Consider the following 24,693-nt stretch of genomic DNA (forward strand, 5'->3'; position numbering starts at 1 on the left):
GGATCGGGCGGCGACATCCGGCCGGTCCGTCAGTCCCTCTTTTTCTACGCAGGAGAATCGTATGGAAGACGTCGTTATCGTTGCCGCCGCCAGAACCGCGGTCGGCAAGTTTGGCGGTTCGCTGTCCAAGGTCCCGGCCCCGGAACTCGGTGCTACCGTGATCAAGGCCTTGCTGGAGCGAAGCGGCCTGAAGCCGGAACTGGTCGACGAGGTCCTGCTCGGCCAGGTGCTGACCGCAGGCAGTGGGCAAAATCCCGCACGGCAGGCTGGGGTCAAGGCGGGGCTGCCGGTCGGCGTGCCCGCCATGACCATCGGCAAGGTCTGCGGCTCCGGCCTGAAGGCGGTACACCTGGCGGCCCAGGCCATCAAATGCGGCGATGCCGACATCGTCATCGCCGGCGGCCAGGAGAACATGAGCGCTTCGCCGCACGTGCTCCTGGGTTCTCGCGACGGCCAGCGCATGGGCGACTGGAAGCTGACGGACTCGATGATCGTCGATGGCCTGTGGGACGTGTACAACCAGTATCACATGGGCACCACGGCCGAGAACGTGGCCAAGGCCTACAACATCTCGCGCACCCAGCAGGACGAGTTCGCGGCCGCATCGCAGCAGAAGGCCGAGGCCGCGCAGAAGGCCGGCAAGTTCAAGGACGAGATCGTGCCCGTCTCCATCGTCTCAAAGAAAGGCACGGTGGTATTCGATAGCGACGAGTTCATCAAGCACGGCACCACGGCCGAAGCCCTGGCGGGCCTGCGGCCTGCCTTCGACAAGGCGGGCACCGTCACCGCCGGCAACGCGTCCGGGCTGAACGACGGCGCGGCGGCGGTGTTGCTGATGTCGGCGAGCAAGGCGCGCGAACTGGGCCTGACCCCGCTGGCGCGCATCGCGGCCTACGCGTCGGCAGGGATCGATCCCACCATCATGGGCATGGGTCCGGTGCCGGCTTCGCAGCGCTGTTTGCACAAAGCGGGCTGGATCGTCAACGACCTCGACCTGATGGAAATCAACGAGGCCTTCGCGGCGCAAGCCTGCGCGGTCAACCAGGAAATGGACTGGGACACCCGCAAGATCAACGTCAACGGCGGCGCCATCGCCATCGGGCACCCCATCGGCGCTTCCGGCTGCCGCATCCTGGTCACGCTGCTTCATGAAATGGTCCGCCGCGACGCCAAACGCGGCCTGGCCTCGCTCTGCATCGGCGGCGGCATGGGCGTGGCGCTGGCCATCGAGCGCTAAGACAGCATCCCACAACAAGGAGAAAAACATGAGCAAGCAACACGTAGTACTGATCACGGGCGGCATGGGCGGCCTTGGCGAAACCATTTCGACCAAGATGGCCGATGCCGGCTACAGGGTCGCGGTGACCTATTCGCCCGGCAATACCACGCATGGCGAATGGGTTCAGCAGATGAAGGCACGCGGGTACGACATCCTTGCGGTCCCCTGCGACGTGGCCGACATCGACTCATGCGCGCAAGCTGTGGCAGCGGTCGTGGAGCAGGCCGGCCCGGTCGACGTGCTCATCAACAACGCCGGCATCACGCGCGACATGACCTTCAAGAAGATGGACAAGGTCAACTGGGACACCGTACTGCGCACCAACCTGGACAGCCTGTTCAATATGAGCAAGCAAGTGGCCGATGGCATGGTGGAGCGCGGCTGGGGCCGTATCGTCAACGTGTCGTCGGTCAACGGCTCCAAAGGCGCCTTCGGCCAGACCAACTACTCGGCGGCGAAAGCCGGCGTGCATGGTTTCACCAAGGCCCTGGCATTGGAAGTGGCCAGGAAGGGCGTCACGGTCAACACCATTTCCCCGGGCTATATCGGCACCAAGATGGTCACCGCCATTCCCGAGGACATCCTGAACACGAAGATCCTGCCGCAAATTCCGGTGGGCCGGCTGGGCAAGCCGGAGGAAGTGGCGGGCCTGATCATCTACCTGGCCTCCGAGGAAGCCGCCTTCGTGACCGGCGCCAATATCGCCATCAACGGTGGGCAGCATATGCAGTGACGCGCAACGGGACGCCGCGCCTTTCGCAGCGTCCCCATCATCCCCCCACGGAGGAGACCCGGACACATGGATCCCATCCTGCTGGCACGCACGCAGTTCGCGGCCAACATCACCTTCCATATCCTGTTCCCGACCATCAGCATCGGGCTGGGCTGGCTGTTGCTGTTCTTCCGCTGGCGCTACCTCGCCAGCGACAAGCCACAGGTCCGCCATGCATGGCTGAATGCCTATCGCTTCTGGACCAAGGTGTTCGCCCTGACCTTTGCGCTGGGCGTGGTCAGCGGCATCACCATGAGCTTCCAGTTCGGCACCAACTGGCCGGGTTTCATGGAAACGGTGGGCAACATTGCCGGGCCCCTGCTTGCCTACGAGGTGCTGACCGCGTTCTTTCTCGAAGCCGGCTTTCTCGGCGTGATGCTGTTCGGGCACGGCAAGGTGAGCGAACGTGTCCACCTGCTGTCCACCTTCTTCGTTGCGTTCGGCACCACGCTCAGCGCCTTCTGGATCCTGGCGCTTAATTCCTGGATGCAGACGCCGCAAGGCTACGAAATCGTCAATGGCGAGTTCCACGTCAGGAGCTGGATCGAGGTCATCTTCAACCCCTCCTTCCCCTACCGCTTCGCGCACGTGCTGCTCGCTTCCACTCTGACCTGCGCCTTCCTGCTCGCGGGGCTGAGTGCCTGGCAATTGCTCAGGGGCACGGCGCCGCTATCGGCGCCCAGGGTCTTGCGCGTCGGACTGACGCTCGCCGCCGCTGCGATCCCGTTGCAGATCGCCGTGGGTGACATGCACGGCCTGAACACACTCGAACACCAGCCGCAAAAGATCGCCGCAATGGAAGGCGTTTGGGACACGGAGCGTGGCGCACCCTTGCTGCTGTTTGCCATCCCCGACGAGAAGTTGCGTACGAATCACGCGGCGATCGAGATCCCCAAGCTGGCCAGCCTGATCCTGACGCATCACCCGGACGGCGAGATTCGCGGCCTGAATACGTTCGATGCGCATCCGCCCGTCCTGCCGCTGTTCTTCGCCTTCCGCGTGATGGTGGGCATGGGGATGCTGATGCTGGCCAGCAGCTGGCTGGGCTGGTGGCTTTACCGCCGCGCCGGCTGGCAGCCGCACCGCCTGCCGCGCGCGCTGCTATGGGGCTTTGCGGGCATGACCTTCTCCGGCTGGATTGCCACGGTGGCCGGCTGGTACGTCACCGAGATCGGCCGCCAACCCTATATCGTCCACGGCCTGGTACGCACCGCCGACGTAGCGTCGAACGTGCCGGCGCCGCATATCGCACTGACGCTGTCCCTGTTCGTCGCGGTCTACCTGGCGCTGATCGTTGCCTATGTCAGCGTACTGAAGTACCTGGCGGAAAAGCCGGAGGCGCTGCCTGGCGGCGATGCGGCCGCGCAGCCCGCCACGCCATCCGGCGCTGTTGCCCCACATGCCTTGCCAACCGGGAGCCCCCTATGACCTGGATGCGTCTAGACGACGCCCTGCCTGTCATCTTCATGGCGCTGATGGGCGTGGCCATGCTGGTCTACGTGATCAGCGACGGCTACGATCTCGGGGTCGGCATGCTGATGCACCGGGCCACGCCCGCCGAGAAGGATGTCATGGTGGCTTCGATCGGTCCGTTCTGGGATGCCAACGAGACCTGGCTTGTGCTCGGCGTCGGCATCTTGCTGGTGGCTTTCCCCAAGGCGCACGGTTTGATATTGACCGCGCTTTACCTGCCGGTCACGCTGATGCTGGTCGGCCTGATCCTGCGCGGCGTGGCGTTCGACTTCCGCGTCAAGGTGAGGAGCGCGCACAAGCCGATGTGGGACAGGCTCTTCTTCGCCGGCTCGACCCTGGCATCGGTCTCGCAGGGCTGGATGCTGGGCCGCTACATCAGCGGCTTCGGCAACGGCTGGAACTACCCGCTGTTCGCGGCGGCCATCGCCATTGCGCTGCCCATGGCCTATGTGCTGCTCGGCGCGTGCTGGCTCATCATGAAAACGGAGGGCGAACTGCAGCAGCGCGCCATACAGTGGGCGAAGATCGCATGGGCGCCAATGGCCTGCGGACTCGCGCTGATCTCCGTGGCCACCCCCTGGATCAGCGCCGTGGTGCGCGAGCGCTGGTTCGTGCTGCCGCAGATCATCGCGCTGCTTGCCATCCCGATGGCAACCGGCGTCATGCTGATGGCCGTGCGCTTGTTGCTGAAGACCCGGCTGGTGCGCGGGCCTGTGGCTTGGCTGCCCTTCGTGCTGCTGATCGCTGTCTTTGTACTCAGCTTCATCGGCCTGGCCTACAGCATCTTCCCCTATGTCGTCATCCACCGCTTGACGATCTGGCAGGCCGCCAGCAGCCCGGAAGCCCTGAAGGTGATCCTGGTGGGCGTTTGCATCTCGGTGCCCGCGATCGCCGGCTACACGGTGTTCTCGTACCGGGTGTTCCGCGGCAAGACGCGCGAACTCCACTACGCTTAGCCGGGCCGCAAGAATGCTGCATCGCGACACCGCGCAAGATCCTGTCTTCGGGTTCTACCCGGGTGCTGCCCGGGGAGGTTCCGGGAGTACACTTGATCATCCTGATTTGCATGACTTGCATGACTTGTATCAGGGCGGACAAGGGTTGTACCTCCCCCCCCAGTACCGGGACGAACCATCCTGCGAGTTCGAGGACCGCGGAGAAAGGGCACGCGACATGAATCTGGGCCGTATGCGCATGATGATCGGGTGCGGTATGGCATTGATTGCGATCGCTCTGTCCGCCTGGCTCTCCTATGCCATGGCGTTGCGCGTCGGTCTCGATCAATTGCGCGTTGCGGCACAGCATCGGCTTGACGTCGTCGCCGCACGGCTGGACGGTGAACTGTCGCGGTTCGACTACCTGCCCTCGCTGCTGGAATCCACCACCGAAGTCTTCGACCTGCTCGCCCGGCCCGAAGACGCGGCGCTGAAACATCAGGTCAGCCGCTACCTGCACGGCATCACCGCGACCGCCGGCGCCGACAACCTGTACGTGACGCAACGCTCCGGCATGACGCTGGCCGCCGCGGACTGGGACCAGCCGGGAACGCCAGTGGGCGCCGACCTTTCGTTCCGCCCCTACATGCGGGATGCGCTCGCGCACGGCCAGGGCCGCTTCTATGGCGTCGGGTTTACTTCCGGCCGGCCCGGCTACTATCTCGCGTACGCGCTGCAGCAAGGCGGCACGCAGCGCGGCGTCGCCACGGTCAAGGTCAACCTCGACGCCGTGGAGCGGAACTGGATACAGATTCCCGGCAAGGTTCTTGTCGTCGACGCACGCGATGTGGTGATCCTGGCCTCGCTGCCGCAATGGCGGCTGCGGCCCCTGGCGCCCATGACGGCGGCAATGCTGGCCGAGGCCGCGCAGGCGCGAACCTATGGCAAATCCGACCTGATGCCGCTGGAATGGCAGGTACGCGCCAGGCTGGACGAACACACCCGCCGCGTGCATCTGGATGCCGTGGACTACCTGGCGTCCGAGCGCACGGTGAACCACGGCCTCTGGCGCATCGTGCTGCTGGACGACGAACTGCCCGCGCGCACACTCGCCCGCAATGCCGCCATCGGCGCCCTGCTGGCCTGCATGGTCCTGCTGCTGCTGATCCTCGTCGTTGCCCAGCGCCGGCGCGCCGCCCAACAGCAAAAGGCCGCGCAGCGCGCGCTGCGGGAAGCCCACGATAGCCTAGAGGCCAAGGTGCTCGAACGCACGGCCGAACTGCGCGCGCTGCAAAGCGACCTCGTCCATGCCGGCAAGCTGGCCGCGCTCGGGCAGATGTCCGCCGGGGTCGTGCACGAGCTGAACCAGCCCCTGGCGGCAATGCGCACGCTGTCGGACAACGCTGCCGTGCTGCTGGAAAAAGGCAGGCTCAAGGATGCCGCGGGCAACCTCCAGCGCATTGCCAACCTCATCAACCGTCTTGGCCGCCTGACGCAACAGCTGAAAGTGTTTGCGCACAAGTCCCAGGAACCCTTGCGGCCGGTCGTAGTACGGCAGGTGATACAGGACGCGCTCTTTGTCGTGACCAGCCGGATGCGGGAACTGGATATCACCGTCAACGTAGCGATTGCCCCGGATGACATCAGCGTGCTGGCCGACGACGTACGCGTGGAGCAGGTCCTGATTAACCTGCTGGGCAATGCCGCGGATGCGTTGTCGGACGCTGCGGCCAGGCGGATCGACATCCACGCGGCCGCGCACGAGGGGCAATGCCAGCTCACCATCCGCGACTCGGGCGCCGGCATCCATCCCGATGTGCTGCCGCGCCTGTTCGAACCATTCGTGACAACCAAGCCGGCGGGCAAGGGCCTGGGACTCGGCCTGATGATCTCGGCGCACATCGTGCGCGAGTTCGGCGGCCGCTTGTATGCCCGCAACCTGGCGCAGGGAGGTGCCGAATTCGTCGTCGAATTGCCGCTGGCGCCGCCCACCAAAGGGGAACATCAATGACCGACACCCATCCCATCCGCGTGATCTTCGTCGAGGACGAAGAGGATGTGCTGATAGGCAGCTCGCAGGCACTTGAGCTGGCAGGGTTCGAGGTCGACGGCTTCGCCTCGGTCGAGCAGGCGCGCAGCAGCATCAGCCTCGGCGCGCCCGCCGTGGTGGTATGCGATGTCAAGCTGCCGGGGATCAGCGGCGTGGCCTGGCTAAGCGAGCTGCTGGGCCTCGACAGCGACCTGCCCGTGATCCTGATGACCGGCCATGGCGATATCTCCATGGCCGTGCAAGCCATGCGCGTGGGCGCCTATGACTTTATCGAGAAACCGTGCTCGTCCGATCATCTTGTGTCTGTGGTCAGGCGCGCGGCCGACCGCCGCAAGCTCAGCCTGGAGGTCCGCGGCCTGCGCGAGCAACTGGAGGGCTGGCGCGGGATCCAGGCCTGCCTGATCGGCCGTTCCGCCCAGATGGAGCGCGTGCGCCGCGCGGTACGCGCCCTCGCCAATGCGCCCGCCGATGTGGTGATCTACGGAGAGACGGGGACCGGCAAGGATCTCGTCGCGCGCTGCCTACATGACCACAGCGCGCGCCGGAGCGCCAACTTCGTGCCATTGAATTGCGGCGGCTTGCCGGAGGCGCTGGCCGAAAGCGAACTGTTCGGGCACGAGGTCGGCTCGTTCACCGGCGCCACGCGCCGCCGCTGCGGCAAGTTCGAGCATGCACAAGGCGGGACGCTGTTCCTCGACGAAATCGAGAGCATGCCGTTGTCGGTGCAGGTCAAGTTCCTGCGGGCGCTGCAGGAGCGATCCATCGAGCGCGTGGGCTCCAACGAATCCATCGCGGTGGATTGCCGCGTGATCGCCGCCAGCAAGGAGGACCTGAAACTGCTCAGCGAGCAAAAGAAGTTCCGTGCCGACCTGTACTATCGCATTGGCGTCGCCTTCATCGACCTGCCGCCCCTGCGCGAGCGCCGCGAAGACATCCCGCTGCTGTTCGAGCACCTCATCCTGCAGGCGGCAACGCGCTTCGGCCGTCCGGCGCCTGTGCTCGAGAACGCCCAGTTCGACGTGCTGCTATCCCATTCCTGGCCGGGCAATGTGCGGGAGCTGCGCAATGTCGCCGACCGCTTCGTGCTCGGCCTCTTGTCCGACGATTTCGATCTGCATCACAGCCACAGCGAACCCGGCAACAGCCTGCCCGAGCAACTCGAGCAGTTCGAACGGGTCGTTGTCATGGAGGAACTCAAGCGCCACAACTGCGATGTCGCCGCCACCGCGAAGGCACTGTCCATACCGAAGCAGACGCTGTACTCCAAGCTGCGCCGGCTCCAGATCGCTTACGACAAGGTGCAGGCGGAGGAGTAGCGGCCGAACTCCGCCAGCCCATATCCGTTTCCCGCCGCCGGCCGGCTGACGCCGGCAATCCGGCCCGTTTCTCACACTAGATCTTCACAAGGCATTTCTCATGCTGTACCAGTTCCACGAACTCAAGAGCGCCATGCTGCTGCCGCTTACCGCCCTGGCGCAAGCGACGTCGCGGACCCTCACCAACCCCCTCAGTCCGCTCTCGCTCGTGCCTTGCGCCACGCGGCTGGCGGCTGGCTATGAACTGCTCTACCGGCTGGGCAAGGATTACAAGAAGCCCTCGTTCGATATCAAGTCGGTGCAATGCCACGATCGGGACGTCCCGATCGTGGAGCAGACCATTGTCCAGAAGCCGTTCTGCAAATTGCTACGCTTCAAGCGCTATGCGGATGATCCTGCGACCATCCGGCTGCTGAAGGACGAGCCCGTGGTGCTGGTGTGCGCCCCGCTATCCGGCCACCATGCGACGCTGTTGCGCGATACGGTGCGGACCTTGCTGCGCAACCACAAGGTCTATGTGACCGACTGGGTCGATGCCCGCATGGTGCCCGTCGAGGAAGGCGCCTTCCACCTGACCGACTATGTCCGCTACATACAGGACTTTATCCGTCACATCGGCGCGGAGAAGCTGCACGTGATCTCGGTATGCCAGCCAGCGGTGCCCGTGCTGGCGGCCATTTCCCTGCTGGCTTCGGCGGGCGAGACGACGCCCAGGACCATGACGATGATGGGCGGCCCGATCGACGCGCGCCGCAGCCCGACCGCGGTGAACACGCTGGCCACCGACAAGTCCTTCGGGTGGTTCGAGAACAATGTGATCCATACCGTGCCGGCCAACTATCCGGGCCACGGGCGCAAGGTCTACCCGGGGTTCCTGCAGCATGCCGGCTTTGTAGCGACAAATCCCGACCGTCACCTCTCCTCGCACTACGACTACTACCGCAACCTCGTCGAGGGCGATCTCGACGACGCCCAGGCGCATGTGAGTTTCTATGACGAGTACAACGCCGTCCTCGACATGGCGGCCGAGTACTACCTGGACACCATCCGTGACGTGTTCCAGGAATTCCGGCTTGCCGAAGGCACCTGGGAAATCGATGGCAAGCCGGTGCGCCCCGCTGACATCAAGGGCGCGGCGCTACTGACCATCGAGGGGGAACTGGACGATATTACAGGTGCGGGCCAGACAGCCGCCGCACATGCCCTGTGCGCCGGCATTCCGGCCACGCGCAAACAGCACATCACCGCGGCGGGTTGCGGTCACTACGGCATTTTTTCGGGACGGCGGTGGCGCGAGGAGATCTATCCGCAGTTGCGCGATTTCATCGCCAGGCACCGCTGAGCCGCGGGACCCCGCTCCCCGGCTACCGGGGAACGGGCTTCCGGCTGGCGGCGGCCAGGCCGGAAGCGCTGAGAATCAGCTCGCTGGACGCCGCCCGTGGCTCGCGCCTCCAGCGCAGCAGGCCGGAACGAACCAGCCGGAGGATCTGCCACTGCGGAATATGCAGCAGTCCCCCCGGCCTCCCCGGCTCATCGAGGAAGGCCCCCTGGATCGGGACGCCCCAGGGATTGCACGAAATGCGCAGGCGGGCTCCCGTCGCCATTCTTGAGAGAAGCTCTGTCTTGTTCATCATTCGTCCGAATGGCGCGAGGGACTGACCGTCCCGCCATGCCGCATCGCTTATTCCGCCCGATCCGGCGTCGCGCGAATGAGTTCATCGAGCTGCGCGCTCATCGGCAAGCCCAGGCGCTCGCCGGTGGGCAGCTTGTCCATGAACCATTGCTTGTACATTCGTTCCAGCTCCCCGGACGCGGCAAGATCCCGGACAGCCTTGTCGACCACGGCGGCAAACTGCGGATCGCCCTTGCGGAACATGATCGCGTAAGGGTCGTACGAAAGGAAATCGCGCGTCACCACAAACTTCCCCGCCGCCGGACCGCCGCTGAGAAAGCCGTACAGCAACACATCGTCCCCCGCATAAGCATCCGCACCATGGTGCAGCAATACCTGGAAAGCGTCGGCGTGATCCCGCGCCTTGATGATATTCAACTGCAGGCCGAAACGGGCGGAGAGCCGTTCGAGCGCGTCCACATTGGTAGTACCGCCGGTGGCGACGACAGACTTTCCCTTGAGGTCCCGGAAGGTCTTGACCTGCGAGCCGCGCGGCACCATAAGCTTGGTCCCGGCGACAAAGATCACCGGGGAAAATGCCGTGCGCTTCAGGCGCTCGCCGTTCCTGGTGGTCGAGCCGCACTCCAGGTCGGCCTTGCCGGAGATGACAGCGTCGAAGCGGCTTTCCGACGTGACCGCCACCCATTGAATGCCCACGTCGCGTCCCACCTCGGCAGCCGCCGCCTGCACGATCGCCCGGCAGATGTCGATGGAATAGCCAACAGGTTTGCCCAGCTTGTCGAGATATGAGAACGGCAGGGACGATTCGCGATAGGCAATCGTCAGGGTACCGCCCTCCTTCGCCTTCTTGAGCGCACCGGAAAGCTCCCCGGCCTGCTGCGCGAAAGCGGCTCCGGTGAAGAGCACCGCGCACAGCGCGGTGACAGCCCACACCGCAGCTTGCCGGAATCGGCCTTGCCCGCGTGCTTTGTTGGAATGCATGGATTCTCCTACGCTGATCGTTGGCGCGAGGCTGCCGATATGGCCTATGGCCTATGGCATATGGCAGCCCCGGTTTGCTCCCGGATACCGGCACCGGCTATGCCTGCGCCGCCCCCGGCTTGCCGAGCGGAGCCCGCGCATCCGGGACATTTCCGCCGCCCTGGGCTTCCAGCTCCGACTCGCTCGCCAGCTGGCCTTCCCATTTCGCAACCACCGCCGCGGCGATCGAATTGCCCACTGCATTGGTCGCCGAACGCCCCATGTCCAGGAACTGGTCGACGCCCATGATCAACAGCAGGCCGGCTTCCGGAATACCGAACTGGTTCAGCGTGGCCGCAATCACCACCAGCGATGCGCGCGGCACACCCGCCATGCCCTTGGAGGTCAGCATCAGCAACAGCAGCATGGTGATCTGCGTACTGATCGGCAAATGAATGTCGTACGCCTGGGCGATGAACAGCACGGCGAACGTGCAGTACATCATGGTGCCGTCCAGATTGAACGAATAGCCCATTGGCAGCACGAAGCTGGAGATCTTCCGGCTGACCCCGAAGCGGTCCAGCGCATCGAGCATCTTCGGGTAAGCGGCCTCGGAACTCGCGGTGGAGAACGACAGCAGGAAGGGTTCGCGGATCAGGCGGATCAGCGCGAACACCCGCTTGCCGAGGAAGAAGACCCCAGCCAGGATCAGCAAGCCCCAGAGCACCAGAAGACCCAGGTAGAAACTGCCCATGAACTTGGCGAAGGTGATCAGGATGCCCAAGCCCTGCGTGGTCACGGTCGAGGCAATCGCCGCGAACACCGCCAGCGGCGCCATCCACATCACCGCGCCCGTGATCTTGAGCATCGTTTGCGCAAGATCGTCGATCACGCCGGCCAGCCGCTTGCCGGTCTCCCCGAGCGCGGCCAGCGCGGTGCCGAAGAAGATCGAGAACACCACGATCTGCAGGATCTCATTGGTGGCCATGGCCTCCGCCACGGACTTCGGTACCAGGTGCGTGATGAAGTCTTTCAGCGTGAACGCGTTGGTCTTCAGATTGGTCGCCGCGCCCACGTCCGGCAGCGGCAAGCCGATATTGTGTCCGGGCTGCAGGGCCGTGGCGAGTACCAGCCCAAGCGAAAGCGAAAGGAACGAAGCCACGATAAACCAGCCAAGCGCCTTCACGCCAACGCGGCCCACCGTGCTCGCGTCGCCCATATGCGCGATGCCGACCACTAGCGTCGAGAACACCAGCGGCGCGATGATCATCTTGATCAGCCGCAGGAAGATATCGGTAAAGACGGAGATATAGCCAGCGATCTCCTTGGCGGTGCCGGGGTCGGGGAATGCCTGGTGACAGCTGTAGCCGACAAGGACGCCGAGTATCATCGCAATGACGATATACGTGGTGATTGGACGCTTCTTCTTCATGATTGCTCCTTGGATATTCTTCAGCCCGTGATCCGCAGTGGATACCCACCGCGTGTCTTGCAGGCAATACGGGGCCCCCGCGGTCCGGTCCGGATCGCGTCCTGCTTGTGTCCCAGGTAATGGATGGCCGGTGCGTGGCCGGGGCGCACCCTGGCTGCACATCCTTGCCGCTACTTGATCGTTCCTATGCATCCATGGCTACGCGCCCGCCAGGCTCATTGAAAGCTGCCGACGTCGTCGAGCGTCCACCGGCGTGCCGGCACCACCGCATGGGGCAGCGCCGTGGCTTCCAGGTCGAACTCGATCATGCGGGCACCCGGCAGGAAATGCTGGCATGATTGCCGCCACAAGGAATCGGGCCAGACCATTTCGACGGAACCGTCATAGGGGTGATAGACCGCGGTGTACAAAGTGCCGTGCCCGCGCCCGTAGGACGTCTGAAGCAGGGGCGGCCGCAGCAAGGCGCGCAGGACATCCTTGGAGTCCTCGGCCTGCCGCACCGCCACCGCCAGTGCTTCCTCCCTGATCTCGGCCCGCGTCGCGGTGGCGTGCGCCGCCCACTCGACGCCCTGCTGCAGGTTGCTCACCGCCTGCTTGCGTACCACTTCGACCGGCTTGTCCGGGGTCACGAAGACCGTGGCCCAGTGCTCCCGGCGATCGAGCAGGCTCACCGTATAGCTCATGTGCACGGGAATGCGCGAGAGCATCTCCACGGCATCCTCGACGCTCTCGGCGAACTCCAGCACATAGCGCAGCACCAGCGGAATGCCGAAGCCGTGGCCGACCGCCTGGCGGCCCCCGAAGGACAGCGAAGCGGCAAGGCCGCTTTCGTTGATGCCGTCAAGCGCGCCCCACAAGCAGTCGTTGACCGCCACGACCCGACGGCCATGCCATCTCGATGCGAGCCACACGCCTTCGAGCAGGGCTGGCGCGAAATCGTAGTTGCGCAGTAGCGCCGGCGTGGCGCCTGCGGTCTGGCGGCCCGGCACGGGCAACCAGACCGCCTGTGCGCAACCCGCGATGTAGGGGGGCGGCCCCCACATCGACAGGAAACGCGCCTCGACGTCGCCGCCGCCGGCAAGCTCAACCAGCCGCTCCCAGGTGGGAACGAGTTCCGGCATATGGTTGCGCAAGGCTTTGCGACACATCAGGAAGCCCGGGCGGGCGCGGTCCCCGTCGCGCAGATACCATTGCCGGTATCCGGGCCAGAACTGCCGGAAGACGTTCTGCCATTGCGCGCCGGGCAAATCCTCGCTGATCGCTTCGAAAGTACAACGCATGAATGTCTCACCCCCGGGGGATTGGACCTACAAGATCTTGAACGCACCAGGCTGCGGCGCCATCTCGGCTTGCGACGACACCAGGGGCTTGGCGGCGTAGTACTGCTTGATGCCCCGGATCCAGTGATGCGCGCGCTCGTTGAGCTTGAAGTCATCGTCCATCGAGCGGCCGCGCGTAATCAGGATGCCAAGGTCCGCGCCCTCATAGCGGTAGTCGCCCGGACCGGTGATGCGCAGGAAGAACGCCTCGCGCTCGCTCTCGATCTCGCGCCGGTTGAAGTCGAAGCGGTGATAGGACACCGAGCTGTCGGCAGCCATGCGGTAGATGCCGGACGGCGGCGCGTGCGTCACCACGTCGACATTGTCATCGGTGTACTTGATGACGAGCTGGGACCATCCGTCGATAAACGATTTCTCGGCCCAGCGCTCGTTGAGCTCGCGCACATTGAGATCGAAGGGCACCCCCGAGAACTCGAGCAGATGGAACAGGAACAGGGGCGTATCCGCATACGCGAAAGCCGCATGGTTGGTCATCGGGCTGGCGCCGCAGATGCGGGGATTCAGCTCGCCGAGATACACCTCGCCACTATCGACGTCGATCAGGAAATCAAGATCGAAATAGCCGCGATACCCCTCCTCCAGCAACTGGTTGCCGAAACGGAAGGCCATGTCGCGCGCCTTCGCCCTTACCTCTTCGGAGAAGGCGCCAGGGAAGATCTCATTGCCGCACCAGCCGCCCTTGTAAGGGGTCAGCTCCCGCGCGCCCACCACCTCCGTCAGGAGCGGGCCGACCAGCGTGCCGGACTGCGTTGCGCACGCTTCCAGCGTCGCGCCCCGGCAGTTGATGCGCTTCATGATCTTGACTTCGGGGTCATTGACGATCTCATCCTTGTGCTTGTTGAAATCGTCCTCGTTCGCGATAAAAAAGGTGGTATGCCCGGAATCGCCGAATGCGCTTTGCACCACAAGATCGCGCCCCAGCCCGTGACGTTCCGCGATCTGCATCAGATGTGCATAGCTCTGGACCTTCTCCAGCGCATTAGGTACCGACGCCACCCCGGCCTTGTTGCCGATGCGTACGGTTTCCATCTTGTTGTCGCAGCGGCTGCGCAGCGCCGCCGGGGGAAACCAGACGTCGAGACCCAGCTCGTCGGCGAGCTCCTCCGTCTTCTCGTCGAACATCAGGAAGGTGGCGGCGGGCTTGCCGCCGCGCTGCTCGATCAACTCCACCACATCCTTGTGCTGGAGCAGATAGTTGTTGATATCCTCGATCGAGGTGAACTCTTCATGCGGCAGCGCTGGCGGGACGAAGACGTTCGGATGGCGGCCGTCGAAGCAGTCGATGTAGTTGATGTACTTGAAGCGGTTGACCCACTGGTCGATGCCCAGGAGGTTGAAGTTCGTGGCACTGATAAAGTAGATTGGCCTCTCGTTCCGGTGGAACATCAGGCGCAGATCTGACACATTACGGACTTTTTCCATTGCGGTTTTCTCCTGGCGAATGCCGCACCGGCTGGACGCGGGAATCCCGCGGCCCCTGGGATTCCAGGTCCGGCACTTTTCTTCTTTCGATTTCGGCTCTGTCGCGGGAAGCCGGGCGTCGATGCCGGCCTCCCGCGCCTCTACTTTTTTGGTGCCGGACGGTCTCCCGGCGCCGCCGAGGCAACCTCATCCACCGTCGCCGTGGACACCTCGACGACCGTCGAAACCGACGCCTTCGCGGCGGCGGCAACCGCTGCGGCGGCTTCACCCGCGGCCTGTAGCGCCAGCTGTTGAAGCGCGCCATCGTTGAACACGCGGAACCCGAGTTCCGGGCGGTAGCCGTGGATTTCGCGCACATCCAACGCTTGCATGAACTCCAGGATTTCCGAGCTGATCACCTGCCCCGGCACCAGGATCGGGAATCCCGGCGGGTACGGGATGACAAACAAGGCCGATACCACTTCGCGCCCCTTGCCGATTGCCCTGGCCACCTCGGCCATGTTGAGGTACTCGCAGTTCTCCTCGTCGTAGGACATGAAGAACGCCTTGCGGATATCGCCGTCCGGCGTCTCGATCTGGCCGCTGTTGCAGACGCTGCGAAACGCGAAGTGGAAATGCGAGAAGTCCGGCAACGGCGGCAGCTCCTTCGTCAGCGAGGACACGCGTTTTTCGTGCAGGCGGCGCTCGATCATGCTCATATCCCCCGTGCGCTCGTCCAGCTCCCGGGCAATCTTGATCAAGACCTCGATCAGGTAGGCGACGGACGATCGCGTGGTGCCGATATTGGTCATGAACAGGACCGTATTCCTGGAGGTCTTGTTGATCTGGATGCCGTACTTGTCCATCAAGTACTTGTTCTTGAAGGTGTCGCCGTCGATACCGGATGTGCCGATAGACAGCGTCAGGCGCGTGGGATCCAGCGCGAACTCGTCGACCCGCCAGGCGGCTTCCATATTCGCCCAGCCGGATTCGGGGCTGTAGTACGCATCGATGCCCGAAGGCCGGTAGGCGGCAGGTACCACGCGCGAGACATTGAGGAACTGGAAGTACTTCTTCAGCAACGGATGCGAATGAATCCATTCCCGCAAGGTCATCGCCAGTTCAACCTGCCGCTGGACCAGTTCATAGCCTTCGAGCTCCACCTGGCGGCGGCCGACATCGAGCGAGGCCAGGATCTGGTAGTTCGGCGAGGTTGAGGTGTGCGTCATGTATGCCTCATGAAACGCTTCCTCGGCCTTGTCCTTGAAATCCTGGTCCCAGACGTGGATCATGGACCCCTGCCGCAATGCGGTCAGCGTCTTGTGGGTGGATTGCGTGGCGTAGACCCGCACGCGCGCACGATCCGGGTCCGGCATCAGGCGCGTCGCGACGACCTTCTCTTCATCGTCCCAGTCCGTCCCGGAGAACGACTCGGTGAACGCTTCGTAGCGGCGGCGGTACTCTTCGCTGTCCAGTTCGCGGCGCAGCCGCGACGCGGAATCCATGCCGGTACGCTGGCGATAGGTCGGGTGAAAGCGCGCAAATGCGAACCAGGCCTCGTCCCACAGGAAGATCAGATCCGGCTTGATTGCCAGGCACTCCTCCATCACCCGCTTCACATCGTAGACCACGCCATCGAAGGTGCAGTTGGTGAGCAGGACCATCTTCACCTTGTCGAGCGTGCCTGCCTGCTTGAAGCGCAGCAGCGTGCGCTTCATCTGGGACACCGGCACCGCGCCATACATCGAATAGTCGTCCAGCGGATACGAGTCGAGATAAGCGACCTTGGCGCCCGCCAGCACCATGCCGTAGTGGTGCGACTTGTGGCAATTGCGGTCCACCATCACGATGTCGCCGGGCTTGATCAGCGCCTGGACCACGATCTTGTTGGCCGTGGAAGTCCCGTTGGTGGCAAAGAACGTGCGCCGCGCGCCGAAGGCACGGGCCGCATACTCCTGCGCGACCTTGATGGGGCCGATGGGATCGAGCAGCGAATCCAGCCCGCCGGAGGTGGCCGAGGTCTCGGCCATGAACAGGTTCAGGCCATAGAACTGCGCCATGTCCTGGATCCAGTTGGAGTTCATGATCGACTTGCCGCGGGCGATGGGCAAGGCGTGGAACACGCCCGTCGGCTGCTTCGAGTATTCCTTCAGTGCGGTGAAGAACGGCGTCTTGTAGCGCTCCGAGACGCCCTTCATGATCGACATGTACAGCTCGGTATGGTCTTCTTCCCGGAAAAAGATCCGATGAAAGACTTCACCCAGGCGCGACGCGATCTCTTCCGCCTTGACGTCCGTGACCAGGTACAGGTCCAGCTCCGGCCGCAGTTCCGCGATCTTCTGACCCAGCAGAGGACCACGCTCGGACTCGGGTTGCTCTTCGATGCCCTCGTCGAGGCCTTCCAGGAACGTGCGCAGCAGGTCCAGCTCGTACTCCGACTTGAACGGAAAGCCATGCCGGATCACGCAAGCCTGCAGATTGAAGTTGAACAGCGTGGCAATCAGCGCATCTTCAAAACTGGGCACGACAACGATATCCCAGACAAAGGGATCATCCACGCGCTGCTTGCGTTGCACGCGCCGGCGCAGGGCTTCTTCGTCTTCCCGCGTCATATTGTCGACAATCAGCACTTCAAAGTACGGCCGCGCGATCTGCGCCTGCAGTTCCTCCTCGGTCTCGATCTCGGAGGGCTCTTCCGATTCCGCATCCAGGGACAGCTTCTGATGCCGATAGGTATCGCTCGCCAGCATGCGATTGATGCGATGCACCGCGATATTCAGCCGGATCAGGTCACCGGATTCGAACCAGAGGATCAGTTGCTCGAACAGCCGGTACCCGGGAAACGCCCAGAACCTTTCGATCGGCTCAAGCGTGGTCAGCGTCTCTTTCACCCGGGCGTGGCGCTCGATGAATTCCTTGCACTCCTTCCCAAGATTGACCAGCCGTCCAAGATCGTCGGTCAGGTTCATCCAACCATCCGCGCGCATCTCCCAGACGCTACGGTATCGGTTCAGGGAAGTACTCTGCCCGGTCTTTACTTTGCGTGCCGTGCTGCGTGCCATGGTGTTCCTCTGCTATCGAAATAGGCTCAACAAAACGTTCGGATTTCCGAACGAATTCATTGAATGACGGTACTTTTTTGTTTGTATCTGGATTAATCCTTATCAATCAGGAATTATATCCATCCGATTTGATGAAAACACTCCCGCCATGATCCAGCGGTCTCCGCGGATTCACCTGAATCTTATAATCATAATAATGTTAATCCGGCGGACTTCCCGCAAGCGAATCTATTCTCCGACGGGACCGGTTATTTCCGGCTCCGCGTTTTCCATGGCCCCCGGCTTGACGAGTTTTCCAAGGGTGTGAAGATACGCATCGGCGCCGCTCCCGCGCTGATAAACCGGAAATTCGACCTCGCGATCCCGGAAGCTCTTCAGCGCCTGGCCAAGGCCGCGCAAGCCGCGCTCGCGCTCGCGGCGGATTTTCTCGAAATCGATCTCCACGGGAATGATCTCCGCCGTGCCCGGCCCCGCCTCATGCAGCACATAGCCGGAAGGATCGACCACGATCGAACGCCCCACCCCGCCGTCCCCGACCCCGTTGATATCGAAGAAGTAGACCTGGTTCGTCGCCGCCGACGCGCGCGCAATCGACAGTTCGACGTCGCGATCGATGGTGTCCGTCATGGTCGGATGCAAGATCACCTCGGCACCCATCGCGGCCAGTGTCCGGGTGGTTTCGGGAAACCACATGTCATAGCAGATCGATATCCCAAAGCGGCCCGCGCCCGGCACATCGAACACGACAAACTCATTGCCGGCGGCGATACCCTGCTCGTAAGGCCGGAACGGGAACAGCTTGCGAAACCGCGCGACCACATTGCCCGCAGGATCGATGACCGGCGCCGTGTTGTAGACACGGCCGTCCAGACGTTCGAACAGCGATCCGGGGATCAGCCACAGGCCGTACTTGGCCGCCAGTCCGCAAAGCCGCGCTTCTGCCACACCGGGCATCTCCTCGGCCTTCGACGGGCTCGGACCATACGCCGCCAACTCGGAGAACATCACCATATCGACCCACGGAAAGCGGTGCCTGACATGCGCCAGGTATCGGTTCATCTGGCTGATATTCTCTTCAAATGCCGAAACCGGCATCTGGATTCCTGCTACTGCAAAACGCTTCATTTATTGCCTCTGCAAACACCCCAAAAATGGGCACGGTAAATGCGCCATTCTGGTGAGGCCACGCAACGCGACAACGAGTCATCGACCTACCTGACGGTAAATATTTTCTCTGGATGCGGGTTGCGGCGGCACTCGGTTATTCAATTGAAATTCTTCTGTGGTAATGCCGCGACATGATGGGATCTACTCTACAAGCGCGCTGGCCCCACTGTATAGTGCCGGTACAAATTTTCAGATGGAGCCAAGGAATTGAAAGAGACGCCGTTAATTGACTGGCTTCTCGCGCGCAGTCACTGGAGCCACCCCGAACGATCAGGGGCTCCATTGAACAGGCAGTTGTTTGACGACATCCGCGAAGCGATTCTCGCCGGCCAGTTATCCCCGGGTACGCGCCTGCCCCCTACGCGCGAACTGGCCAGGGAACTGCGCATTGCCCGCAACACCGTGTTGTATGCGTATGAGCGCCTCACCGACGAAGGCTATACCCAGACACACGGCGGCAGCGGCACCTATGTTGGCGATACCGCCCCCGACCCAGCCGTGCTCGACCGCGTGCCGGATCTGAGCCAGCAGGACAAGATTGAACAAGCCAGCGACGCAACGCGCTTGTCGGCGCGCGCGCGCGAGTTGCTGGCGGGTGCCGGCGCGTCGGACCTGCAGGTAGGCGCTTTCGTGCCCGGCATTCCGGATGTCAGGCAATTCCCGCGTGGCGTCTGGCAACGCCTGATTACCAAGGTCTGGAAGTCAGCCAGCCAGGAACAACTGGGCTATGGCAGCCGGCATGGCTACCGGCCGCTCAAGCGTGCGCTGGCGGAGTACCTGGCACTGGCGCGCGGGGTCGATTGCGCGCCGGAGCAGATCGTGGTGACGCAAGGCAGCCACCAGGCGATCGATCTCTGCGCCCGATTGCTCGCCGATCCCGGCGATCGCGTATGGATTGAAGACCCTTGCTATTGGGGAGCGCGCAGCGTGTTTCGCGCGGCGAGCCTGCAGATGGATGCCGTACCGGTCGACGAGCATGGCATGCTGCCTCCGATCACCCCCGAGGTCAGCCCCAGGCTCATCTTTGTCACGCCATCTCACCAATACCCGAGCGGCGTGGTGATGAGCCTCGCACGCCGCCGCCTGCTGACCGAGCTGGCGCATCGGCACAATGCCTGGATCATCGAAGACGATTACGACAGCGAGTTTCGTTATCATGGCGCGCCCCTGCCTTCTCTCCAGGGCCTGGACCCGCATCAAAACACCATCTATGTCGGCAGCTTCTCAAAGGTGCTCTACCCCGGGCTGCGGCTCGGCTTCCTCATCGTGCCGACCGCCCTGGTGGATGCCTTCGCGCTGGCGCAATCCGAACTGCATCGGGGCGGACAGTTGTCAGTACAGACCGCGCTTGCCGAGTTCATTGCGGACGGCCACTACGCTGCGCATGTGCGGCGCATGCGCAAGATCTATGGCGAACGGCAAGCGATGCTGACACAGGAACTGCGACGCAAGCTCGGTGACGAGGCCGAGATCGTCGGCACGGATACCGGGCTTCACCTGACCGTGGTACTTCGCCACGCCAATGATCAACTGGTCTCGCGTTGCGCGCTTGCCCACGGCGTCGTGGCGCGCCCCCTCTCTTCTTACTACGCCAGTCCGCTACGCTCGCAAAACGGCCTGGTCCTGGGCTATGGCGGGGTCAGTGACCAGGAGATTCCGGCCGCGGTCGGCAAGCTGGCGACGGCCGTCGAGCTGGTCAACCAGGGCTTTGGCAAGGATTGAGCGGCTTGCACAGCGCGGAAGGATCTCTTCAAGTTGGCGAGTCCGGTGCCTTGTCGCGGCGTTTCTGCAGCGGGATATCGCACATCGCTCACGACGGACCAATCATGCGGTTCTTCTATCGAGTCCACTACGAGCAGAGTTTCAGAAACCCTGGCCGCCGCCGTAATACCGATGTGGCACCGGCGGTGCATTTCAAAACCAACGCTATGAACGGCATATGAACACCAGGACCCAAGCTTCAGCCCCACCCTATTGAGTGATGATTCCTGCGCATGCGCTATGATGCGCATGCTTGGCATATGCACCGTTTTCGCAATGATCTGGAGACTGGGACGGATTGCCCTTTGTGTGCGAACGGTGCCGGCTAGCGAGACGTCAATGTTGTTCTTGTTGTTCTAACAGGCAAGCTTCAAATAAAAATAAGGGGTAATCGTGGCGTATAAATCACACAAAGTTTCGGGTCGTATGAAGGCGGCGGCAATGGCATGCCTGATCGCCTTTGGCGCACAGGCAAATGCCTGCACCAATTTCCTGCTGAAAGCGGCAGACGGCACGCCTGTCTATGCGCGCACCATGGAGTACAGCTTCGAGCTGCAGCCGGATGTAGTCGTGGTGCCCCGCAATTACGAGTATGTCGGCACCGGCCCGGGCAACAAGCCTGGCATCCGCTGGAAGTCGCGTTACGCTGTGGTGGGCGTCATGTCGGGCGGACAGCCGGTGCTTGCCGACGGGATGAACGAGAAGGGCCTTGCGGGTGGCAACCTCTACTTCCCCGGTTTCGCCGGCTATACCGATCCGGCGAAGGCCGATCCGGCCAAATCCATCGCGTCCTGGGAGTTCCTGACCTGGGTGCTGACAAACTTTGCGACTGTCGCCGAAGTCAAGGCGGCACTCAACAATGTGTCAATCGTCGACATCAAGGCGCCAGTGCTGGACATGGCATTGCCTTTCCACTTTCCCCTGCATGATGCGACCGGCGCCTCGATCGTGATCGAGCCTATCGGCGGCCAGTTCAAAGTTTACGACAACCCGCTCGGCGTCCTCACCAACTCGCCGACCTTTGACTGGCACCTCAACAATGTCAGGAATTACGTAAAGATTTCGCCTGTCGATGCCGATCCGATGAAGATTGCCGGGCAAACCTTCGAGCCTTTTGGCCAGGGATCCGGTCTTCTTGGCATTCCAGGCGATCCCACGCCGCCGTCCCGCTTCATCCGGGCCCTCGGCTATGTCGCGTCGGCCAAACAACTTCCCGACGGCCCGCAAACGATCAAGCTCGCAGAGCATATCCTGAATAATTTCGATATTCCGGTGGGCTCCATTTCCACGGCGCCCAAAGGCGGGCAGCTCGAATATACGCAATGGTCGTCGATCGCCGATCTCAGGGCAAAGCGCTACTACATCAAGAGCTATCAGGATCAGACCCTGCGCGTCGTGGACCTGGCGCATTTCGACCTGGACGGGAAGACGCTTTCGATCTCGCCGTTCAAGCCGAATAACGCGCCGCCGGCACTGAATTTCTCAAAGAGCTGATTCACCGGGGTAGCGCCGGGCGCCGTGCAAAATCATTGCCCTTGCACGCGTGCCTGCCGCACCTCCGCCAAAGCCGCCGGCTGGGCTTATCCGCCCGGCCGGCAGGCGCGCCCGCCAGGGCGCGTCTTGCGCCCTCGCCTGCCCGGCCGTCCGGCGCAGCCTCCCCCCTGAACGCCTGGTGCCACTTGCCGGCGAAGAGGACTTCCCGCACAAATGCCTTCATGTCACCGCGCGAATGTCGGAATGCGGATTCGTTTCGTCCGACATGTCCGCCAGGCTCGGTGCATTCGGCAAAACACGCCTTCAGCCTGGCAGGATCAGTGATCTCGCCCGTGCGCGGCCTTGCGTTTTTCCCGGGCCGCGCGGCGGCGGCGGAAACCATGGTAACGGCTCGGCAAAGCGGGGACAGACCCTAGCAGGGGAAGGGAACGCAGCAACCCGGATGCGCCCGGTGCCGCTCATTCGTCGTTACAGGATCGATGGGACAGAATCCGGCGCACCCCGCTCTGCGCCTGCGCAAGCGGAAAGCTTGCACGGATTCACGCCAACCAAGCAGGTTTCGTCGCTTTGGACGAGGCGCACGCACTCGGTGGTCGCAACACTGAACGGGTTTCCCCGATCAGCCCGCCGATGGAAAGCCCGAGCGCCATGAGCCACGCAGACAAAACGAGCCCCAAACCGCTGACGCCCTTCGAAGGCAGCGACTTCCGCACCCTGATCGACGAACGGATGGCCAGTCGCGGCGCTCATCCCTTCCTGATCTGGGAACCCTTTGAAGGCGAAGGCAGGACCTGGACCTATGCGGACTTTGGCGACGGCGTGCGCCGCTTTGCGGCCGGCCTGCAGGCGCGAGGAGTACGGCCGGCGGATCGCGTGCTGGTCCACCTGGACAACTGCCCGGAGGCGGTCATCGCCTGGCTGGGCTGCGCTTACGCGGGTGCCGTGGCCGTGTCGACCAATACCCGGTCGAGCACCGACGAGCTCGCGTACTTCGCCAGTCACAGCGGCGCCGTCGGCGCCATCACCCAACCGCGCTTTGCCGCCATGGTAAAGGCCGCGGCCCCATCCCTGGCCTGGCTGGCCGTCACCGGGACGGATTGCGGCGCCGCCGCCGGGCCGGACCTCGCCGGGTTCGAGCCGTTCGCCGCCATCTCCGCCGATCCCGCGCAACTGATCGAGCGCCCGCACGACCCGATGGCGCCGTTCGGCATCCAGTACACATCCGGCACCACGGCCCGGCCCAAGGCGGTGCTCTGGACCCATGCGAACGCGCTCTGGGGCGCGCGCCTGTCCGCCATGCACGAGGACCTGCGGCCCGAGGATGTGCACCTGGTCCACCTCCCCCTGTTCCACACCAACGCGCAGATCTACTCGGTGGCAGCCGCGCTCTGGGTGGGCGCCACGGTGGTGGTGCAACCCGGGTTCTCCGCATCACGCTTCTGGCCAGTCTCCGTCAAGCATGGTTGCACCTGGACCTCGATGGTGCCGTTCTGCGTCCGGGCGCTGCTGACCCAGCCCAGGCCGGCGCGCCACAGCTACCGCTTCTGGGGCAGCGGCGTCTGCGCGCCGGCCACGGATGCGCACTTCGGGGTCAGGACGATCGGGTGGTGGGGAATGACCGAAACCATCACCCACGGCACGATAGGTTCCGCGCACCTCGCAAACGCCCCGATGTCCATGGGCAGGCCGTCCCAGGCCTATGCGATCCACGTGCTGGATGATGACGGGCAGCCTGTCGCCCCCGGCGAGACAGGCAACCTCCATGTGGGCGGCCACCGTGGCGTTTCCCTGTTCCTGGAGTATGCGGGCGACCCGGCGGCGACGGCGGCGGCCTTCCGCGACGACGGGCTCTTCATCACCGGCGACCGGGTCCGCCTGGGCCACGACGGCTTCCTGTACTTCTCGGACCGCGCCAAGGACATGCTCAAGGTCGGCGGGGAAAACGTGGCAGCCTCGGAAATCGAGCGCGTCATCGCGCTGGTCGAGGGCGTAGCGGAAGTCGCCGTCGTCGGCAAGAAGCATCCCATGCTGGACGAAGTGCCAGTCGCCTTCGTGATCCCGCACGCCGGCACCGGCCAGGCCCTGGCCGAGCGCATCCTGTCCGCATGCAAGGCGCAACTGGCGGGCTTCAAGCATCCGCATGACATCAGGCTGGTTGAGAGCCTGCCCCGGTCCACCCTGGAGAAAGTGGCAAAGAACCAACTGCGCGCCCTGCTCGCGGACTCGCCATGAGCCATGAACCAGCCGCCGCGCCGGCACTGCACACCGCCGGGCGATGACGCTCCGGCGAAACAGAGCGCACGCCGTCCGCCCATGCTCATATACTTTTTCCAACGCCCCCTGCCCCCGCCTTGCACGTGCACCAAAAGGCGCAGGGCGGGCCGCCCCCTAAGCGCCTCCCCCCCAAGAACCTCCGACAACCCGTTGTTTTTTGTATAGCCCCAACGCGATGCGAAGCGAGCCCCCCAAGCGATGCGAAGCGAGCCGTCAAGGTGTACCAGGCCGTATGGGGCGCCTCGGGATCCGGCGAAAAGAGCGGAAAAGAGGGACCCATGTTTGAGTATCGCCTTAAGGCGATGCGAGTTTGGGTCCCGGCCGCTCTTTTCGCCGGATCCCGA

The 24,693-nt window shown here is 63.4% G+C and carries 16 protein-coding genes; 10 read left to right on the top strand and 6 right to left on the bottom strand.

Annotation, left to right across the window (positions count from 1 at the left end; all coding sequences use genetic code 11):
• Positions 1-61 precede the first annotated feature (61 nt).
• The 7 genes from AC1DS6_RS36800 (at position 62) to AC1DS6_RS36830 (ending at position 9,167) form a co-directional block, all read left to right on the top strand.
• Entirely contained in the window at positions 62-1,237 is a 1,176-nt protein-coding gene (locus tag AC1DS6_RS36800) for an acetyl-CoA C-acetyltransferase (RefSeq protein ID WP_441633463.1), read from the top strand.
• 28 nt (positions 1,238-1,265) lie between these two features.
• Positions 1,266-2,012 (top strand): acetoacetyl-CoA reductase, encoded by a 747-nt coding sequence (gene phbB, locus AC1DS6_RS36805; protein ID WP_441633465.1) that lies wholly within the window; start codon positions 1,266-1,268, stop codon positions 2,010-2,012.
• Positions 2,013-2,078: 66 nt separating this feature from the next.
• A complete protein-coding gene (locus AC1DS6_RS36810; RefSeq protein ID WP_441633467.1) occupies positions 2,079-3,479 on the top strand; it encodes a cytochrome ubiquinol oxidase subunit I in 1,401 nt (466 codons plus the stop codon).
• Between the two features lie 5 nt (positions 3,480-3,484).
• Positions 3,485-4,480, top strand: a complete 996-nt coding sequence (locus AC1DS6_RS36815; RefSeq protein ID WP_441633494.1) for a cytochrome d ubiquinol oxidase subunit II — start codon at positions 3,485-3,487, stop codon at positions 4,478-4,480.
• Positions 4,481-4,697: 217 nt separating this feature from the next.
• Positions 4,698-6,470, top strand: coding sequence for an ATP-binding protein (locus AC1DS6_RS36820; RefSeq protein ID WP_441633469.1), 1,773 nt, complete (start codon positions 4,698-4,700; stop codon positions 6,468-6,470).
• A complete protein-coding gene (locus AC1DS6_RS36825; RefSeq protein ID WP_441633471.1) occupies positions 6,467-7,825 on the top strand; it encodes a sigma-54-dependent transcriptional regulator in 1,359 nt (452 codons plus the stop codon). The genes AC1DS6_RS36820 and AC1DS6_RS36825 overlap by 4 nt, the downstream gene beginning before the upstream one ends.
• Before the next feature lie 100 nt (positions 7,826-7,925).
• Positions 7,926-9,167 (top strand): polyhydroxyalkanoate depolymerase, encoded by a 1,242-nt coding sequence (locus tag AC1DS6_RS36830; protein ID WP_441633473.1) that lies wholly within the window; start codon positions 7,926-7,928, stop codon positions 9,165-9,167.
• A gap of 339 nt (positions 9,168-9,506) precedes the next feature.
• On the opposite strand, the gene AC1DS6_RS36835 is transcribed toward AC1DS6_RS36830, so the two are convergent.
• The 6 genes from AC1DS6_RS36835 to AC1DS6_RS36860 all read right to left on the bottom strand — a co-directional run bounded on the left by AC1DS6_RS36835 (position 9,507) and on the right by AC1DS6_RS36860 (position 18,778).
• Positions 9,507-10,439 carry an amino acid ABC transporter substrate-binding protein gene (locus AC1DS6_RS36835; protein ID WP_441633475.1) on the bottom strand — a complete coding sequence of 311 codons (933 nt, stop codon included), beginning with the start codon at positions 10,437-10,439 and terminating at the stop codon, positions 9,507-9,509.
• A 97-nt stretch (positions 10,440-10,536) separates the two neighbouring features.
• Positions 10,537-11,850, bottom strand: a complete 1,314-nt coding sequence (locus AC1DS6_RS36840) for a dicarboxylate/amino acid:cation symporter (RefSeq protein ID WP_477104347.1) — start codon at positions 11,848-11,850, stop codon at positions 10,537-10,539.
• Positions 11,851-12,065: 215 nt separating this feature from the next.
• The gene (locus tag AC1DS6_RS36845) at positions 12,066-13,130 is read right to left on the bottom strand and encodes a C45 family autoproteolytic acyltransferase/hydolase (RefSeq protein ID WP_477104348.1); all 1,065 of its coding nucleotides are present in this window, start codon (positions 13,128-13,130) and stop codon (positions 12,066-12,068) included.
• A 27-nt stretch (positions 13,131-13,157) separates the two neighbouring features.
• Positions 13,158-14,612, bottom strand: a complete 1,455-nt coding sequence (locus AC1DS6_RS36850) for a biotin carboxylase (protein WP_441633481.1) — start codon at positions 14,610-14,612, stop codon at positions 13,158-13,160.
• 140 nt (positions 14,613-14,752) lie between these two features.
• On the bottom strand, positions 14,753-17,653 hold the full coding sequence (locus tag AC1DS6_RS36855; protein WP_441633483.1) for an aminotransferase class I/II-fold pyridoxal phosphate-dependent enzyme: 2,901 nt from the start codon (positions 17,651-17,653) through the stop codon (positions 14,753-14,755).
• Positions 17,654-17,881: 228 nt separating this feature from the next.
• On the bottom strand, positions 17,882-18,778 hold the full coding sequence (locus AC1DS6_RS36860; protein WP_477104349.1) for a carbon-nitrogen hydrolase family protein: 897 nt from the start codon (positions 18,776-18,778) through the stop codon (positions 17,882-17,884).
• A 249-nt stretch (positions 18,779-19,027) separates the two neighbouring features.
• Between AC1DS6_RS36860 and pdxR the strand changes: the two genes are divergently transcribed.
• The 3 genes from pdxR to AC1DS6_RS36875 all read left to right on the top strand — a co-directional run bounded on the left by pdxR (position 19,028) and on the right by AC1DS6_RS36875 (position 24,307).
• Positions 19,028-20,542 (top strand): MocR-like pyridoxine biosynthesis transcription factor PdxR, encoded by a 1,515-nt coding sequence (gene pdxR / locus AC1DS6_RS36865; protein WP_441633486.1) that lies wholly within the window; start codon positions 19,028-19,030, stop codon positions 20,540-20,542.
• Between the two features lie 480 nt (positions 20,543-21,022).
• A complete protein-coding gene (locus tag AC1DS6_RS36870) occupies positions 21,023-22,075 on the top strand; it encodes a linear amide C-N hydrolase (protein WP_441633488.1) in 1,053 nt (350 codons plus the stop codon).
• 648 nt (positions 22,076-22,723) lie between these two features.
• Complete coding sequence (locus tag AC1DS6_RS36875; protein WP_441633490.1) at positions 22,724-24,307, top strand: AMP-binding protein; 1,584 nt, start codon at positions 22,724-22,726, stop codon at positions 24,305-24,307.
• The last annotated feature ends 386 nt before the right edge of the window (positions 24,308-24,693 follow it).

The organism is Cupriavidus sp. 05L310 (assembly GCF_056398185.1).